Raw genomic sequence first — 14,365 nt, 5'->3', positions numbered from 1 at the left:
GGCACTCGCCGGGACGGCCTCCGGCTGCGCGCACAGGCGCCGGGGTCGACTGGGGTAGGTCGCTGGGCGAACGTCCCCTCGAAACCGCTCGAAAGGACCCGCCCATGCTCTCGCTCCAGGAAATCTCCGACCGTCTCGAGATCCAGGACCTCGCCTGGCGCTATTCCGAGATCATCGACACGAAGGATTTCGACGCGCTTCGCGACGACGTGTTCACCCCCGATGCCTTCATCGACTACTCCGCCTTCGGCGGCTCGAAGGGCGACCTGGAATCGACCATCGCCTTCCTCCACAAGGCGATGAAGATCTTCCCGAACCACCAGCACCTGAACGCGAACCACCAGATCAAGCTCGACGGGGACTCTCCCGCGACGAGGGCGACCGGCAAGGTCATGTGCTGGAACCCGCAGGAGCTCGCGCCGAAGGAAGGCGAGGAGACGGGCCACATCTTCTTCTGCGGCCTCTGGTACCACGACGAGTACGTGCGGACCGACGCGGGTTGGCGGATCGCGAAACGCGTGGAGCAGAAGAGCTACGTCTTCAACGAGCCGGAGTTCATGAGGGCGGGCTAGGAGCCCGGCGCGATCCCACGTCGGCTTCGATTCGGACGGGATATCCCGAAAGGATCTCGACGACCCCACGCTCCATGCTCGCCTCCTGCCGCTCGCGCCGGATCTCCTGCGCGAGCACCGGTCGCAGCTCGTCGAGGGACGGGAGCCGGCTCTCCGATCGACGGCGAAGCAGGATGACGTGCCAGCCGTGCTCCGACGCGACGGGGCCCTGCCACTCGCTCTCCCGGGGTACGAGCGCTTCGAGGGTCGTCGTCATGTCGGAGCCGAAGTGCGCGCGGATCTCACCGAGGGTCCGGTCGACGTAGACGCGGTTGTAGAGGAAGCGATCGCCGCGACCACCCACGCCGTCGAACGAGACCGCTTCCTGGTTCAGCCGGACGCGAAGACCCTCCGCGCGCGCGAACGCCTCCGTCACCGGTCCCGCCGCGAGCGCGGCCGGATCGCGAACGAAGACATGGGCGAAGGTCGCGACCGCGGGGACGCGATGATCCTCCGCGCTCGCTTCCCACGCCGCGGCCAGGGTCGCGTCGTCGATGGGCTCATCCGCGTCGGCCGCGACCAGGAACTCCATCTGCTGGACGAGGCGGCGGCGGATCAGGTCGTCGTCCCGGTCGAGTCCGAGCCGGCGCGCTTCGCGCACGAGCGCTTCCTCGCGGACGAAGCGATCGACCCAGACCTGCCGCGCCTCGTCGTCGAGCGCGTCCCAGCGTTCGGCCAACGCGACCGCGTCCGCCTCGCCGCTCCGGAGCTGCACGAAGTCGAGGAGCGCTTCCCGCTCGACGACGATCACCTCACGAGTCGACGCGTCCTCTGCCGGCGGGTCGCCGAAGGCACGCGCCAGCACGAAGAGCGCGAGCCCCGCGATTGCGAAGATCACGAGCGGCGATCGGATCAGCCCCGCCACGACGGTCGCTACGGCGTGTACCAGATCGGCGACGAGTAGGCGCGTTCCTGGAGCGTCGGCGGCTGCTTGTCCGAGGGCTCGGCCTGGAGCGCGATCGCATCGAGCAGGGAGTGCCGCGGCGTCGGAATCTCGAGCACCCGCACGTAGTAGAAGGCGCGCGCTTCGGGATCGAAGTCGGGGTCGGTCCAGACCTGCGCCAGCTCGGTGGCACCGATGTCGTCGGTCCAGGTGCCGCGTTCGAGGTCGACGGTGTTGCCGACGTCGCCGACCCGGCCGTTCTCGTCCGGCGTGCGATCACCGGACCAGGCGACGTCGTAGACGCGCTCGCGGCTGGTCCCGTCCTCGGCGAGCCAACCCTTCACGATCTGGATGCGGTCGAGGTTCGCGCTGCGGGGATCCTTCGCAGCGTGGATCAGGAACGACGGCGCGTCCGCGTCACCTCCGAAGAGCCGCGCGAGCGCGCCGCCTTCCGGCGGCGGGCCCGAGAGATCGCCGCCCATCGAGACGCCCTTCGCGTAGCCGCGTTCGACGAGATCCGCCGCGGTCGCGTCGCGCTCGCCGAAGTTCCAGCCGCCGAAGAAGCGGACCTGCATGCGCGGCCCGGTCGTCGCATAGACCTCACGTCGTCGGAAGGCCGCCAGGATCGACTCGCGGGTGTTCTCCTCGGCCCAGACGCCCGCGAGCCCCTGGGCACCGATGTTCCAGCCGTCGACGACGCGACCGACCCCGAACAGGCCCTTGCTCTCCGGCGTCGAATCGAGGGCCATCTTGCCCCAGAAGTTGTCCTCTTCCGCGGCGGCCAGGCCCGAGTGGGAGTCCGTCGCGCCGATCATCCCGAACTTGTAGGGATTCGCGCCGACCTTCTCTTCGATCTCGAGACCGCGTCGAAGGGCCGAGCGCGCATAGTCGCCGACGCTCGCCTCGTACGCCTGGACGTTGGTCTGGATGTAGCCTTCGTAGGTCTCGAAATCCGCGAAGGGGTCGTCGGGCGAGAGATCCGGATGCGCCTCGGAATCCCCTTTGTACTGCGTGACCTCTGCGACGGGCTCCCAGCGAGCGCGCGTGCGCGCGCTCTCGGCCGTGTACGGCGTGCCGTCCAGGGCCGTCGCGCCGAACATGTAGCCCTTCGAGATGTTCGGGTTGTGGGGGATCGCGACGAATTCGGCGCCGGTCGCCTTCGTCGTCTCGTCGAGCCAGGCCCAGAGATCGTCCGGGTACATCGAATCGCTCGAGGCGTAGGGCATGAAGCGCCGTGCCGTCTCGCCGTCGGCACTCGTCATCACGACGCGGTGGAGATTCGCGCCGTTCGGCAGCGAGCTCCATTCCCAGCCGATCATCGCGGTGAAGCGACCTGGCTCGTTGTGCCGGTCGGCGGCGGTCGTGGTCTCCCTCCACGCCGTCTCGCGGATCGGCTCGCCGCCACCGGGGACCGCCAGCTGGTTCGGCTGACCATCGTCGTTCACCGGGTTCCGGGTCTCCCCCGGCTCGACGGTCGCTGCGGGCAGGACGCCCGAGAAGATGGCGCCGCCACGACCGGAATCGATCGCCGTTCGGAGCGTCCGTACGAATTCGGGCTCTTCACCCTCGTGCTCGTAGTCCCCGAGATAGAGCTTCCGGATGACGCCGAGATACTCGGCGTGATCCGCGACGACGAGGAAGTCGAGGGGCGTCTCGACCTGGATGCGCGCCCGGTGGTACGGGTGGATGACTGGCAGGCCCTTCGCCCAGCGATAGGCCGTATCCGGGTCGGCGCTCCGGTTGCCGTTCAGGAACGCGTCGAATGAATAGGAGGTGTGGAGATGCGTGTCGCCCCAGTAGAGCTGCCGGGCCGGATGCGCCCACGCAGAAGACGCGCCGGCGCAGACGAGGAGGAAGAGCATCGCCGCCTGCCCGAGCGCCATCGCCCCACGCGTCTGTCGAGCCACGCTAGACCGCGGCCGATCCGCGTTCGCCGGTCCGGATGCGGACCGCCTCTTCGAGGGGAATCACGAAGATCTTGCCGTCGCCGATCTTGCCCGTGTTCGCCGCGCCGACGATCGCCTCGATCACGGCGTCCGACTTGTCGTCGTCGATGACGACCTCGAGCTTGATCTTGGGCAGGAAGTCGACCACGTACTCCGCGCCGCGATAGAGCTCGGTGTGTCCCTTCTGGCGCCCGAAGCCCTTGACTTCGGTCACGGTCAGGCCCTCGACGCCGAGGCCGCCGAGGGCTTCCTTCACGTCGTCGAGCTTGAAGGGCTTGATGATGGCTTCGATCTTCTTCATGGGGCGCGAACTCCGACGCTCGGATGACCGTCTTCTCTGGGCTTCTCGGGGAGCCGCGGCAGCACGATCAGAGGTCGCGCCCGCGGGCATCGTCCGGAATCCGCACGGTACCACTCCCGCCCCGCGGCGCTCCACCCGAGGTCCCGGGTCCGATCATGCGTGCCGAAAGCGGCGCAAGTGGGCATCATCGATGCCCGCGATTCGGGCACTGCCGCTCGCCTGGGCAGCGGCCTGCGCACAGGGTCGGAGCGCGACCGCGCTGAAACGCCGCTCATTGCCTCGAGAACGGGCCCGGACCCGACGACCGGGCCGAACCCGGCCCACCTCCCCGTTGGCACGCCCCTTGCGATCTCCAGGGTGGAAGCATTCCGCCCGGAATGCTCGCGACCGGCGTCGGCGGCCTCGTCCGCTCGCCCGGTGCCCCCCGAATCCCCGGAACGGACCGACCGAAAGGCTCACGATGGATCTGAACTCGACTCCAATGGCCCCGAACGACCTGGATCACCTCGAGGAGTTCACCCGCTTCGTCCGCTCAGCGAGCGGCTCGGAGCCCGCTGCCCCCGCCGCGAGCAAGAAGACGCTTCGCGAATGGCTCGATCTGGCCGAGGCCTACCGGATCACCCAGGCGCTCAAGGAGTGTCGGGGCAACCGATCGGCGGCGGCGCGAACCCTCGGGATCGGCCGCCGGACCCTCTACGCCAAGATGGACAAGCTCGGCATCAGCGCCACCTGGCGCGTCGGCGGCTGAGCGGGTCGCCTCCGACCCCGCGGATCCCCTCCACTCGACGGACGCCTGCGCGATCGTCGCAGCGCGTCCCATCTCGCGCGCGGTCCAGGCCGAAGAACCGCGAAGCGCGCGGGTTTCGAACGAAGCGCGGAGCCGAACCGAAAAGGGCGCGACGTCTTGAAGACGTCGCGCCCTTCTCGTTGGAACTCGTTGGACACCCGGCCTACGCGGCGAGCCGCGTAGGCCGGGGGAGAGTCCAACTACTCAGGCATCAGAACTCGTAGTAGAGCTGCCAGAGTGCGACGAGCTGGTCGTTGTTCGTACCCACCCCGTTGCCGTTCTGAGTGAATCCGGCGCCGGTGTCGTCCAGGATCGTGTCCCAGCGCAGCTCCATCCGTCCGACGAGACCCTCGGCGAGGGTCTTGTCGACGGTACCCGTGAGGGTGAGGAGCTCACCGTCGTCCGCCGTGCCGTTCACGTTGTCTTCGGCGTTGATGTACTCGACGCGCGTCGCCACACCCATATCGTCGGTGATCGCGAATCGACCGGCAGCGGAGATGCCGTGCGTGTCACCGTGGACGTTGACGTTGCCCGGCGAGGTCGACGCGCCCGTGTTCCGACCACTGACGTGCACCCAGTCGTAGTTGACCCAGAGGCTCAGGTTGTCAGTCGGGTTCGCGGTCAGGACCACGTCGACGACCGACACCTGACAGTCCGTGCTGCGCGCATCGACGGTACCGCAGCTCGACGCGTCGCTGTCGCCGATGATGCCGCCGACGTTCAGACCAAAGCCGTCTCCCGCGAACTGGAACTGACCGAAGTAGGCCTTGTCGTTGTCCGCCGAGACGTCGGTGTCGCTGTAGACGTCGTTCACGACGCCGGCCGAGAAGCCGAGCTCGTCGGTCAGCTGGGTCGAGAAGGAGACGCCGTTGTAGGTCACCGGCTGGAGACTGAAGACCGCGCCCTGGGTGATGAAGTAGTTGCCGTTGGTCTGGACGACTTCGGCGCCGAGCACGGTGCCGAGCTTACCGAGGTCGACCTGGACGCCGTTCCCGATCGGAGCGAGATAGCTCACGAAGCCGGAGTACAGGTACGGCACGTCCGGGTTGCCGTTCCGCGCACCCTGGGCGGCGGACGAAGTACCGGTCGCGAACTCGACGTGGAAACCGCCGCGGCTCTCGTCCGTCGGGGCCTTGTCGAGGGTGATCCAGATCTGGTCGACCTGGAACGTGTTCGCGTTCGGGTTCTTGAAGAAGGAACCGTTACCGCCACCGCCACCGGGGGTCGCCCCGTTGAAGGCGTCCTTGGCCTTGATGAGACGGTGGTTGTAGCTGGCCGCCGCAACACCCGAGACATCGACGGACTCGAAGAAGCCGCCGGCGCCGGAGCGAAGCCCCTCTTCCTCGTAGAGACCGGAATCGATGAGCAGATCCTGCTGCTCGACGACGGTGGCCTGTGCGGCCGCAAGCTCGTCGGAGGTCGCTTGGAGACGATCCTCCATCTCCGCCATTCGCTGTTCCATGAGCATCAGCTGCTCCTGGACCTGGTCGGCGGCTGCCACGTGCGCCACGAGCAACGTGCTCGCGACCGCCGTGACGACGGTGATCAATTTGGAACGCATTGGGAATCTCTCCTACTAGGTTGTCGGACTCTCCACTCGAACCTCGCGAGGTCCCGAAAATCGGGATCCCCGTGCGGCGCCGAGGGAATCGTGTGGGGCGAGCCGCCCCCTGACTCCGTGCCCACGGGCGCGGAGGAATCTTGTTCGGGACGATTTCGTCCCGCTTCGGAAGAGCAAGTGCCGTGCCGGCTCGAACCGACACCGGAATCGCGCGAGAAGGCCCTCAACGTGGGCGACGCGGCGTCCGGGGGTTCCACTGAGAAGCGGTCTGCCCGATCGAACGCCATGGCGTGCGCGTCTGCGAGGCAGGTGCGCAGATCGCGGCGCAGCACACCGATCCGCACGCGCCCGTGCGAGCGCGCTTCGGCCGAAAGCGGCCGCGATTCGTTCGATTGTCGAGGAGGCTCGAAACTCAAGCTCGCCACATGCTCCGACGGGGGGTCGTTTGCATTCGGTTCCGCGTCAGCGTTCGGCGCACATCCCCGGGTCGGGGAGAGCGCGGCGCTCGGGATCCGTTGGGCTTTTGCTGGACGCTGCGCCGGCTTCGATTCGTCGACTTCGACGATGAATGCGTCGGCCTCGGGTCCGCTCGTTTTCGGGGGGTCTTCGGCGTCGTCCGCCGAGGGGGTGATCTATAGCACACCAGATTTTCGCAAATCCGCGATCGCTTCGACTGTGAGGGGGCAAAGGTCGGACGATCTTTCCGGCGGCCAGGCATCCAGGGCGGTCAGATCCCCGGCTTCATCGAGATCGAACGTGGGTTTCGTCTGGTGGACGCGGAGACCGAGCGCCTCACATCTCGCGACCGTCTGATCGACCATGTCGTGGGTCGACATCGGCACATCGAAGATCCGCGGATCGGGGGCGCGCTGACCCACGAGGGCGTAGCCTCCGCTCGCATCGGGTGTGAGAACGACATCGGCTCTCCCGTCGAGATGTAGGGTTGCAGCCTCGATCTGCGCTTGTTCCAGCCCAGGGCTGTCGCTCCCGCGCAGGATCGCGAAGGGCGCCCCCGCTGCGGCCGCTTCTGCGAACGCGTTCGCCATTCGCTCCGCGAGCCCGACACCCCGCTGGACCTGCAGCCGGAACGCGGGCGGCGTCCCCCCGATCATCTCCGCGACCGCGTCCGGGGGATGGAAGGCGAGCACCGCCTCGAGATCGAGCGCGGCGGCGAAGCGCGCGCTCGCGTCGAGTACGTCCGCGAGCATCGCCTCGTAGAGCCGGGCGGCCTGACCGAGGTTGAGCGGCGGCGCCATCCTCGTCTTCACGAGGCCTGGACGAGGGGCCTTCGCGAACACGATCAGCCAGCCACGCGTCACGCGGGCGCCTCGCCGACCTCGACGAAGGGCAGGTCGACGACCCGCGCGGTTCCTCCGTCGAAGCAGACCTCGGTTCCCGGCTCGGCGTGTTCGCGTCGGACGTAGCCGAGGGCGATGGGTCCGCGGCGGGGCGAGACGGTGACGCTCGTCAGCTCGCCGGTCTCGCGATCATCGGCCGAGAGCGCCGTTCCGACCTCCGGTGTCTCCGCCCCCTCGAGCTCGAGATCGAGACCGACGAGCAGATGATTGACCTGCCCGCGCGCCCGCAGACGCGCCACGATCTCCTGGCCCACATAGCAACCCTTTTCGGTCGCGATCGCGCGCTCGAGCCTCGCCTCCGGCGGCAGCACTTCCTCGTCGAGCTCGCGTCCGAGCGCCGGAACCCCGGCCTCGACGCGCAGGATCTCGAGGGCCGTCTCGTCGCCGCGGACCAGCGCCTGGCCGGCCGCCGCGTCGAGGGCGGCCTCGACGGCGTCGCGATCGCCGGGCGCGCAGCGCACCTGGAACGCCGACTCGCCCGTCCAACCGAAGGCGCCGACCAGGACGTCGGCGCCGCCGAGCTCCAGCGCGGCCCAGCGCTCCGGCGCCGGCGCCTCGCCTTCCACCGCCGCGGCCAGGATCGCACGCGCGCCGCGCCCTTCGAGCCCGAGCGTCGCGAAGTCACCGCTGCGATCGGTGAGCGTCACGTCGTCGGCGATCAGCAGGCGCTCGAGGGTCTCGATGATCCGCGGGATCTCGCTCCCGAGACTCTCGAGCAGGTAGGTCTCCGCGATGCGGCCGACGTGAAGGTCCGCCACGATCGCGCCCCGATTCGTCAGCAGCGTCGCGTAACACCCCGCGCCTTCGCCGTCCGCGTCGAGTCGGGTCACGTCGCCAGAGATCATCCCGTCCAGCCAACGCGTCCGGTCGTCCCCTCGGACCTCGATCAGTCCGCGGGCTCCGGTCATGTCGAAGAGCGCGGCGCGCTCGCGGACGGCCTGGATCGCTTCGTGCTCAGACACCCGTCTCTCCCTGCGGCGGCGCGATTCGCGGCGGAATCGGGCCGTGGAGTCGTTCGCTCCGTTCCCGCTGCTCCGCCATCCACTCGTCGTACTTCTCGCAGATCGCGTCGTATTCCTCTTCGGTGTCGACGTCGAGGGCCGGACCGACGCTCTCGGTCACGGCGAAGGAGAATCGCGTGTCGAGCAGCTTGCAGATGGTCGTGCGGTTGATGTCGAGGGTCACCGAGCGCGCCAGGATCCGCGCGAGGCGCGGATGGCCGTTGCGGTCCGCAACGCCCGCCATGTGCATCATCCCGAAGAGGAACGCGATCTTCAGCCCGCCGACGCGATCGAGCAGTAGGCGCAGCGTGAGCGTGAACATGTTCCAGAAGCGCCGTTGATGGCGCATCTCGTACATCTCCTCGAGTCGCTCGCGACGGCCGATCCGGGCCGGGCGGGCGTAGTGGAGATTGTTCTGGCGGAAGCGACCGTCGCGAAGATTGAAGTAGGCGACGGTGATTCCGGCCTCGCCCTCGTGCTTCGGGCGGAAGACGTCGAGGGACTCCGCCGGACAGAGACCGAGGACGTGATCGTCGCCCTGGACCCGCGCCTGCTTGACGAACGACGAGATCTCCTGGGGCGTCGCGAGGGGAAGGTCACCGGAGAGGAAGAGCACCTCCTGGTCCATGTCCGCCTCGCTCACGGGGTCGTGGCCCCGGGTCGGGTCGTCCGCGAGGATCCGCCGATAGGTCTCCCAGCAATTCGCGATCAGATCGCGCTGCTGCTCGACGATGTAGAGGGGCTTGGAGAGCGACGCCCGGAACTGCTTTCCGCCGAGGGCGCTCTCGAGGCGACCGGGATCCCCGACCACCCAGACCGCGGAGATCTCCGGACAGTCCTGCAGCACGCGCACGACGTGGGCGACGAGGGGCAGGCCGTCGACCTCCAGGTAGACCTTGCTCTTGCCGTAGACGGCCTTCGCCGCCCGGCTGTCGCCGGCGGTCACGATCGCCGGAACCGGCCGCGTCGCGGGGCCGGTCGGAGCGGTCTGCGCAGCGCTCGCCACGCTAGGCCCCGCCCTCGGTCGGATCGGTCTCGTCGAGCAGGAAGATCACCTGGAGGGTGACCCGGTACTCGACGATCTCCCCGTCTTCGACCATCGCCTTCTCTTCGAGGACCTTCATGCCGGTGATCCCGCGAAGGGTCTGGCGCGCGCGTTCGAGGCCGAACTCGACCGCTTCCTGCCAGCTGTTCGGCGAGGCGCTCGTGATCGTGGAGACGGAAGCGATGGCCATCGGGGGTCGACTCCTGGGATCGCGCTTACCAGTGGATCTCGCCGCGCGGGGCGACGTCGAAGGAGAGGCGCAGGCGCACGCGATACTCGGCGATCTGGCCGTCCTCGACCTTCACGCGCTTGTCGAGCACCTCGATGCCCGTGATTCCGCGCAGGGTCCGGTTCGCACGAGCCACGACCTCCGCCGCCGCGGCTTCGAAGCTCTCGGGGCTCGACCCGATGATTTCACTGATCTTGCTGACCCACATCCGGTCCGACTCCGCGCAGGCGAGCGCCCGAAAACGGGCACTCGACCGGGAATCTAGCGCGAGGTCCGCCACCCGCGCGTCGCGGCCCGCCTTCGCGTCGCATGGGCACGCGCGAACCCGCTGGCATACTCCGGGCAATCCCCGCCACGACGGCGCACCCGGCGCCGCGCTCTCCGCTCCCCACCCGAGGTCTTCGTTCCCCGTGTCGCTCGGCCCCCCCGACACCCGATCCGCGACGACGACCCTGGCCGATCGCGTCGCCTTCACGCTCTGGCTCCCCGCCGCCGTCGCGGCGACCTTGTCGGCGGCCGTGGGGACCGTCATCGAGGCCGCGGATCTCGGCCGCTGGGCCGTCCTCGCCGCCTCGGGCTGCTTCGTCGTCTACGGCGTGGACCGCCTCCGCGACCTCGACCGGGATCGTCATACGTCTCCCCGGCGAACCGCGTTCATCGAGCGAAACCTCACCGGCTTCCGGATCGCCCTCGCCGCCGCGACCGTCCTCCTCGGAATCACCGCCGTCGGCAGCTCGAGCGAGAGCCTCGCGCTCTGCATCGCCATCGGCGCCCTCGGTCTCCTGCACCGCCGCCTCAAGCGTCTGCCCGCCCTCAAGAGTCTCTACGTCTCGATCGCCTGGACCGGCATCTGCGTCGGCCTTCCCTGGCTCGCCGCCCCGGACGCCACCGCGAGCGACGCCGTGACCCTCGCCATCATCCTCTTCCCGACCTTCTGGGCCAACCTGGTCGCCTCGAACCTGCGCGACGACGAAGCCGCCGTCCATCCGACGCGAGCCCTCGCTCTCGCCCGCAGCGCCCTCGTCCTCGCGCTGGCCGCGGCCCTCGTCCCCGACGCCCTGACCCCGCTGGCCTGGATCCCCGCCTTCGAGCTCCTCGCCCTCGCCACCTTCCGCCCCACCGAACACTACGGCCACCTGGCGGTCGACGGCGCCCTCCTCGCCGGCGGCCTGGCCACCCTCGCGCACGTGGCGATCGCCTAACAAGCGAAGCTCGGCGCGAACGGTCAGGGAGAACGTCTCACGGGGGGAGCGCCTCGGCGCGCGCTCCGCGAGGCGCATGCCAAGGACGCGCTCGGCGTCGCCTCGAGCCGCGTCGCCACGCACCCGCTGAAACGAAAGGACCCGCAGCCCATCGAGAAGCAAGCCGCCCCATCCCGCTCGGCGTCGCCTCCCGCCTCGCCGCCACGCACCACCCGAAACGCAAGAAGCCGCGGGCCGATCAGGCCCGCGGCTTCCTCGTCGCATAGATGGTGGAGCCGAGCGGGATCGAACCGCCGACCTTCGCGTTGCGAACGCGACGCTCTCCCAGCTGAGCTACGGCCCCATGAGCGTGGTTTCGTGCGCGTCGGGAGTCGGTGATTCCGCTCTGGGAAGCGGATTCGCCCCGCGATCGCGAGATTTCGAGCGGCGGACCTTAGAGCGAGGCCCTCCCAGCGTCAATGGCAGGGGGCAGGCAGCCGGTCCCGGGTCGGCGAGCACCGCGCCCGCCCCTCGGGAACGAGGCGCACCGCCGACGCGGCGATGGCGTGCCGACTTCGGCTGCCGGCAGGGGATGCGCGGCGGGCTACTCGCCCCGGGCCTGCTTCCCCAGCGCGCCCGCCGGATGGCGGGCGGCATAGTCCTTTCGGTCGAGCCCCCGGCGCTCCTGCAGGACGGCCCCCAGCGCGGCGATCACCAGGATCTCCGCCGCCACGCTCGCGCGCGGCGCCAGGCCGAGCGGGCCGCCTTCCTCCTTCACCCCCGCATCCAGGGTCACGTCCGCCGCCTCGGCGAGGGGTGAGGAGAGCCCGCCGGTGACGGCGATCAGCTTTCCGCCGTACCCGCGGATCGCGGTGGCGGCGAGCAGGCATTCGGAGGTCGTCCCGCTGTTGCTGATCGCGATCACCACGTCGCCGGGCACGAGCTGCCCGAGGCTGCCGTGAAGGGACTCGGTCGCGTGAAGGAAGGTCGCCGGGACGCCCGTCGAGGAGAGCAGGCTCGCCCCGTAGTGCGCCACGTGTTCGGGCTTGCCGACGCCGGTCACGTGCACGCGATTGCCCGCCGCCTCCGCCGCCTCGATCAGCTCCGCCGCCGCCTGGAGCGACACACCGTCGTGTCGCTCCGCCAGCGCGCCGAGCTCCCGCGCCGCCACGTCGAGCACGCGGCGCCCCGCGGCGCCCGGGACGGACTCGGTCGTCGCGCGCGCAGTCAGCGAGGCCCACCGTTCGTCGGTCGGCGTCGCGCCGTCGTAGAGCTCGATCGCCCGGGCGCGGAGCGCATCGGCGGCCTCGGGAAACGCGCCCATCCGTTCGACGCACGCCGCCCCGCACGCGTTTCCGAGCTTCGCGGCCTCGTCCACGTCGAGTCCGAGCGCCTGCCCGGCGAGGAACCCGCCGAAGAAGGCGTCCCCGGCGCCGGTCGTGTCGACGATGGTGCGCACCGGATAGGCCGCGATCCATCGCGTACCGCTCGCGTCGCTGCAGAGCGCCCCCCGCTCGCCGTCGGTCAGCAGGACCGTCGCGATGTCGTACGCCTCGCGAATCGCCGCGACGAGCGCTTCGAGCGCATCGATCTCCGGGAAGAGCTCGCGCGCCGCGAGGGCGGTCGGCTTGAGCAGATCCGCCTCGCGCAGGACCGCGTCGAGGGTCTCTCGATCACCGAGCCCCTGGACCGCATCGCTCGGCAACACGTCGAGGTCGACGACGGTCTCGAGGCCGCGCTCGTGGGCCACCCGAAGCGCCTCGAGGGTCGTGTCGAGGGGCAGCTGCGAGACCTCGGTCGTGAGCCGTTCGCCGCGGGCGATGAAGTCCGCGTGGTCGTCGCGCACGTGGGCGGGGGTCGTCTCCGCCGTGGCGCCCGCGGCCATGTAGATCGCCCGCTCGCCCTCGGCGTCGACGAAGATCTCGGCGAGGGAGCTGGCGCTGCCGGTGAGATCGAGACTCGTCTCGATCCCTGCCTGCTTCATGGCGGCGCGCAGCGTCCGTCCGGCGTCGTCGTCCGCCTGCCGCCCGAAGAGGCCGACGCGCGCACCGAAGAGCGCAGCCCAGCCGGCCTGGTTCAGCAGCACGCCCCCGATGCAGGTCTGGACCGGGCCACCCGAGTCGACGTCGTCGAGCAGGCCCTTCTCGTTCGGTCCGAGCACGCGCCGGGTCCGGTGCATGCGGTCTAGGACCATGCTGCCGATGCCGACGAGCTCGAGCTTCTCTTCGTCCGTCGCTCCGGAGTCCGTCACGTCAGTCGATCCTCTTCTCGAAGCGCGTCATCGCGACTTCCCCGAGCTCGCGCCGCGTCGTCTCCTTGAGCACGGCGAACTTCGCATCGAAATCCTCGGCTTCGCCAGGCGCGAGCTCCGGTGTGCCCGGCGCCACGCAGGGGCTCGAGATCACGCCTTCGGCGTAGAGTGCCCGCTTGAGACAGGCGAGCGTGCGCTTGCCGCTCGCCACCACGCAGAGATCCCGGAACGCATCGACCACGCGTTGCGCCGCCTCCATGCGCTCCTCGTCACCGGCGCGGCAGACCTGCCACGCGTAGGCCCACTCGCGCGGCATGGCGTTCGCCGGCCCCGCCACGACACCGACGGGCATCCCGCCCGCGCGCCGCCAGCGATCCCAGTGTTCCTGGATCACGCCGAAAAAGCCCTGGTAGGGACGGTAGATGTCGAAGATCAGCTTCGCGTTCCCGACGTAGATCCCGAACTCGCCGCGATCCTTGAAGCTCTTGGCCGCGCGCGTGTAGTTGCCGAGCACCTTGTTCGACGCCGAGACCTTGATCCCCCGCACGAAGTCGAGCCGGCTCATCGCCTTCACCTGCTTCGTGCGAATGTGCGGCACGGCGGGGTCGATCGCGATATCGGCGTTGTCGTAGAGGAAGATCGGAATGCGGCGCATCTTCGTGTCGAGCAGATCCGACACGTCACGCAGCATGAAGCGCACCGGATCGGCCACGCCCTCGATCGAGAGCGGCGCGATCACCGCCGCATCGACCCCGCAGTCGATCGCATGCTCGAGGTTCGCGAGCGTATCCCCCGCCGTCGGCGCCGTGACGCCCGCCCAGCTCTCGACCGCGCTCGACCCGTTCGAGACGAGCCCGAGATTGAGCTTGGCGACTTCCTCCGCACAGACCCGGATCACCGCCTGCCGCGTCGCGTTGTCGACCTTGTCCCACTCCCCGGTCGTCCCCGCCGAGAAGAGGATGTCCGCCCCGTACCCGTCCTGAACCACGTGACGCACGAGGGCCCGCTGATCCTCCTCGATCAGCTTCCCCTCCTCGTCGAGAATGGAAAGCACCGGAACCGACAACCCGGGCTTCGGTCGTGAAGTCTCTACGGAACGAATGGAAGCATCCTCCGCGCGAGGTCCGCGCGCGGACGCATGATAGCGGGCTCGCGAGCGCCCCGGATTCGGGCCCCAGAAACGCATTACGCCCCCAGACCCAAAGGCCTGA

The 14,365-nt window shown here is 69.3% G+C and carries 14 protein-coding genes and 1 tRNA gene; 3 read left to right on the top strand and 12 right to left on the bottom strand.

All coding sequences use genetic code 11. The features are described from left to right. Positions 1 to 104 precede the first annotated feature (104 nt). Positions 105 to 572, top strand: a complete 468-nt coding sequence (locus tag NXI30_10010) for a nuclear transport factor 2 family protein (GenBank protein ID MCR9094540.1) — start codon at positions 105 to 107, stop codon at positions 570 to 572. Here the strand turns inward: NXI30_10010 and NXI30_10005 are convergent. The 3 genes from NXI30_10005 to NXI30_09995 are packed head-to-tail and all read right to left on the bottom strand — an operon-like array spanning position 556 to position 3,741. Then, positions 556 to 1,449, bottom strand: coding sequence for a hypothetical protein (locus NXI30_10005; protein ID MCR9094539.1), 894 nt, complete (start codon positions 1,447 to 1,449; stop codon positions 556 to 558). The genes NXI30_10010 and NXI30_10005 overlap by 17 nt on opposite strands. A 35-nt stretch (positions 1,450 to 1,484) precedes the next feature. After that, the gene (locus NXI30_10000) at positions 1,485 to 3,377 is read right to left on the bottom strand and encodes a DUF3604 domain-containing protein (GenBank protein MCR9094538.1); all 1,893 of its coding nucleotides are present in this window, start codon (positions 3,375 to 3,377) and stop codon (positions 1,485 to 1,487) included. Positions 3,378 to 3,402: 25 nt separating this feature from the next. After that, positions 3,403 to 3,741, bottom strand: coding sequence for a P-II family nitrogen regulator (locus tag NXI30_09995; GenBank protein MCR9094537.1), 339 nt, complete (start codon positions 3,739 to 3,741; stop codon positions 3,403 to 3,405). Between the two features lie 481 nt (positions 3,742 to 4,222). On the opposite strand from NXI30_09995, the gene NXI30_09990 reads away from it, so the two are divergent. Next, positions 4,223 to 4,489: a hypothetical protein gene (locus tag NXI30_09990; protein ID MCR9094536.1), complete on the top strand. Its 267-nt coding sequence runs from the start codon at positions 4,223 to 4,225 to the stop codon at positions 4,487 to 4,489. Positions 4,490 to 4,739: 250 nt separating this feature from the next. Here the strand turns inward: NXI30_09990 and NXI30_09985 are convergent, their stop codons facing one another. From NXI30_09985 to NXI30_09960, 6 genes are all read right to left on the bottom strand, one after another. Continuing rightward, positions 4,740 to 6,089, bottom strand: coding sequence for a porin (locus tag NXI30_09985; GenBank protein MCR9094535.1), 1,350 nt, complete (start codon positions 6,087 to 6,089; stop codon positions 4,740 to 4,742). A gap of 632 nt (positions 6,090 to 6,721) precedes the next feature. Further along, entirely contained in the window at positions 6,722 to 7,408 is a 687-nt protein-coding gene (locus tag NXI30_09980) for a TIGR04282 family arsenosugar biosynthesis glycosyltransferase (protein MCR9094534.1), read from the bottom strand. Then, complete coding sequence (locus tag NXI30_09975) at positions 7,405 to 8,409, bottom strand: hypothetical protein (protein ID MCR9094533.1); 1,005 nt, start codon at positions 8,407 to 8,409, stop codon at positions 7,405 to 7,407. The genes NXI30_09980 and NXI30_09975 overlap by 4 nt, the downstream gene beginning before the upstream one ends. Then, positions 8,402 to 9,454: an NTP transferase domain-containing protein gene (locus tag NXI30_09970; protein MCR9094532.1), complete on the bottom strand. Its 1,053-nt coding sequence runs from the start codon at positions 9,452 to 9,454 to the stop codon at positions 8,402 to 8,404. The genes NXI30_09975 and NXI30_09970 overlap by 8 nt, the downstream gene beginning before the upstream one ends. A gap of 1 nt (position 9,455) precedes the next feature. Beyond that, on the bottom strand, positions 9,456 to 9,683 hold the full coding sequence (locus NXI30_09965; protein MCR9094531.1) for a dodecin family protein: 228 nt from the start codon (positions 9,681 to 9,683) through the stop codon (positions 9,456 to 9,458). Positions 9,684 to 9,708: 25 nt separating this feature from the next. After that, positions 9,709 to 9,930 carry a dodecin family protein gene (locus NXI30_09960; protein ID MCR9094530.1) on the bottom strand — a complete coding sequence of 74 codons (222 nt, stop codon included), beginning with the start codon at positions 9,928 to 9,930 and terminating at the stop codon, positions 9,709 to 9,711. A 202-nt stretch (positions 9,931 to 10,132) separates the two neighbouring features. Between NXI30_09960 and NXI30_09955 the strand changes: the two genes are divergently transcribed. Next, on the top strand, positions 10,133 to 10,924 hold the full coding sequence (locus NXI30_09955; protein ID MCR9094529.1) for a hypothetical protein: 792 nt from the start codon (positions 10,133 to 10,135) through the stop codon (positions 10,922 to 10,924). A 267-nt stretch (positions 10,925 to 11,191) separates the two neighbouring features. Here NXI30_09955 and NXI30_09950 read toward each other — a convergent pair. The 3 genes from NXI30_09950 to NXI30_09940 all read right to left on the bottom strand — a co-directional run bounded on the left by NXI30_09950 (position 11,192) and on the right by NXI30_09940 (position 14,340). Beyond that, a tRNA-Ala gene (locus NXI30_09950) sits at positions 11,192 to 11,267 on the bottom strand. 240 nt (positions 11,268 to 11,507) lie between these two features. Then, positions 11,508 to 13,154, bottom strand: coding sequence for a PfkB family carbohydrate kinase (locus tag NXI30_09945; protein ID MCR9094528.1), 1,647 nt, complete (start codon positions 13,152 to 13,154; stop codon positions 11,508 to 11,510). Position 13,155: 1 nt separating this feature from the next. After that, positions 13,156 to 14,340: a dihydrodipicolinate synthase family protein gene (locus NXI30_09940; protein MCR9094527.1), complete on the bottom strand. Its 1,185-nt coding sequence runs from the start codon at positions 14,338 to 14,340 to the stop codon at positions 13,156 to 13,158. Between the last annotated feature and the right edge of the window lie 25 nt (positions 14,341 to 14,365).

Source organism: bacterium, assembly GCA_024742285.1.
GTDB lineage: Bacteria > Myxococcota_A > UBA9160 > UBA9160 > UBA4427 > UBA4427.
Note: the sequence above shows the minus strand (reverse complement) of the source record. Positions and strands in the feature narration are given on the sequence as shown.

What these genes read in the sequence shown, in the direction of transcription:
- NXI30_10010 (MCR9094540.1), top strand. Translation starts at nt 105, where the DNA reads ATGCTCTCGCTCCAGGAAATCTCCGACCGTCTCGAGATCCAGGACCTC.
- NXI30_10000 (MCR9094538.1), bottom strand. Translation starts at nt 3,377, where the DNA reads ATGGCGCTCGGGCAGGCGGCGATGCTCTTCCTCCTCGTCTGCGCCGGC.
- NXI30_09995 (MCR9094537.1), bottom strand. Translation starts at nt 3,741, where the DNA reads ATGAAGAAGATCGAAGCCATCATCAAGCCCTTCAAGCTCGACGACGTG.
- NXI30_09990 (MCR9094536.1), top strand. Translation starts at nt 4,223, where the DNA reads ATGGCCCCGAACGACCTGGATCACCTCGAGGAGTTCACCCGCTTCGTC.
- NXI30_09985 (MCR9094535.1), bottom strand. Translation starts at nt 6,089, where the DNA reads ATGCGTTCCAAATTGATCACCGTCGTCACGGCGGTCGCGAGCACGTTG.
- NXI30_09965 (MCR9094531.1), bottom strand. Translation starts at nt 9,683, where the DNA reads ATGGCCATCGCTTCCGTCTCCACGATCACGAGCGCCTCGCCGAACAGC.
- NXI30_09960 (MCR9094530.1), bottom strand. Translation starts at nt 9,930, where the DNA reads ATGTGGGTCAGCAAGATCAGTGAAATCATCGGGTCGAGCCCCGAGAGC.
- NXI30_09940 (MCR9094527.1), bottom strand. Translation starts at nt 14,340, where the DNA reads ATGCGTTTCTGGGGCCCGAATCCGGGGCGCTCGCGAGCCCGCTATCAT.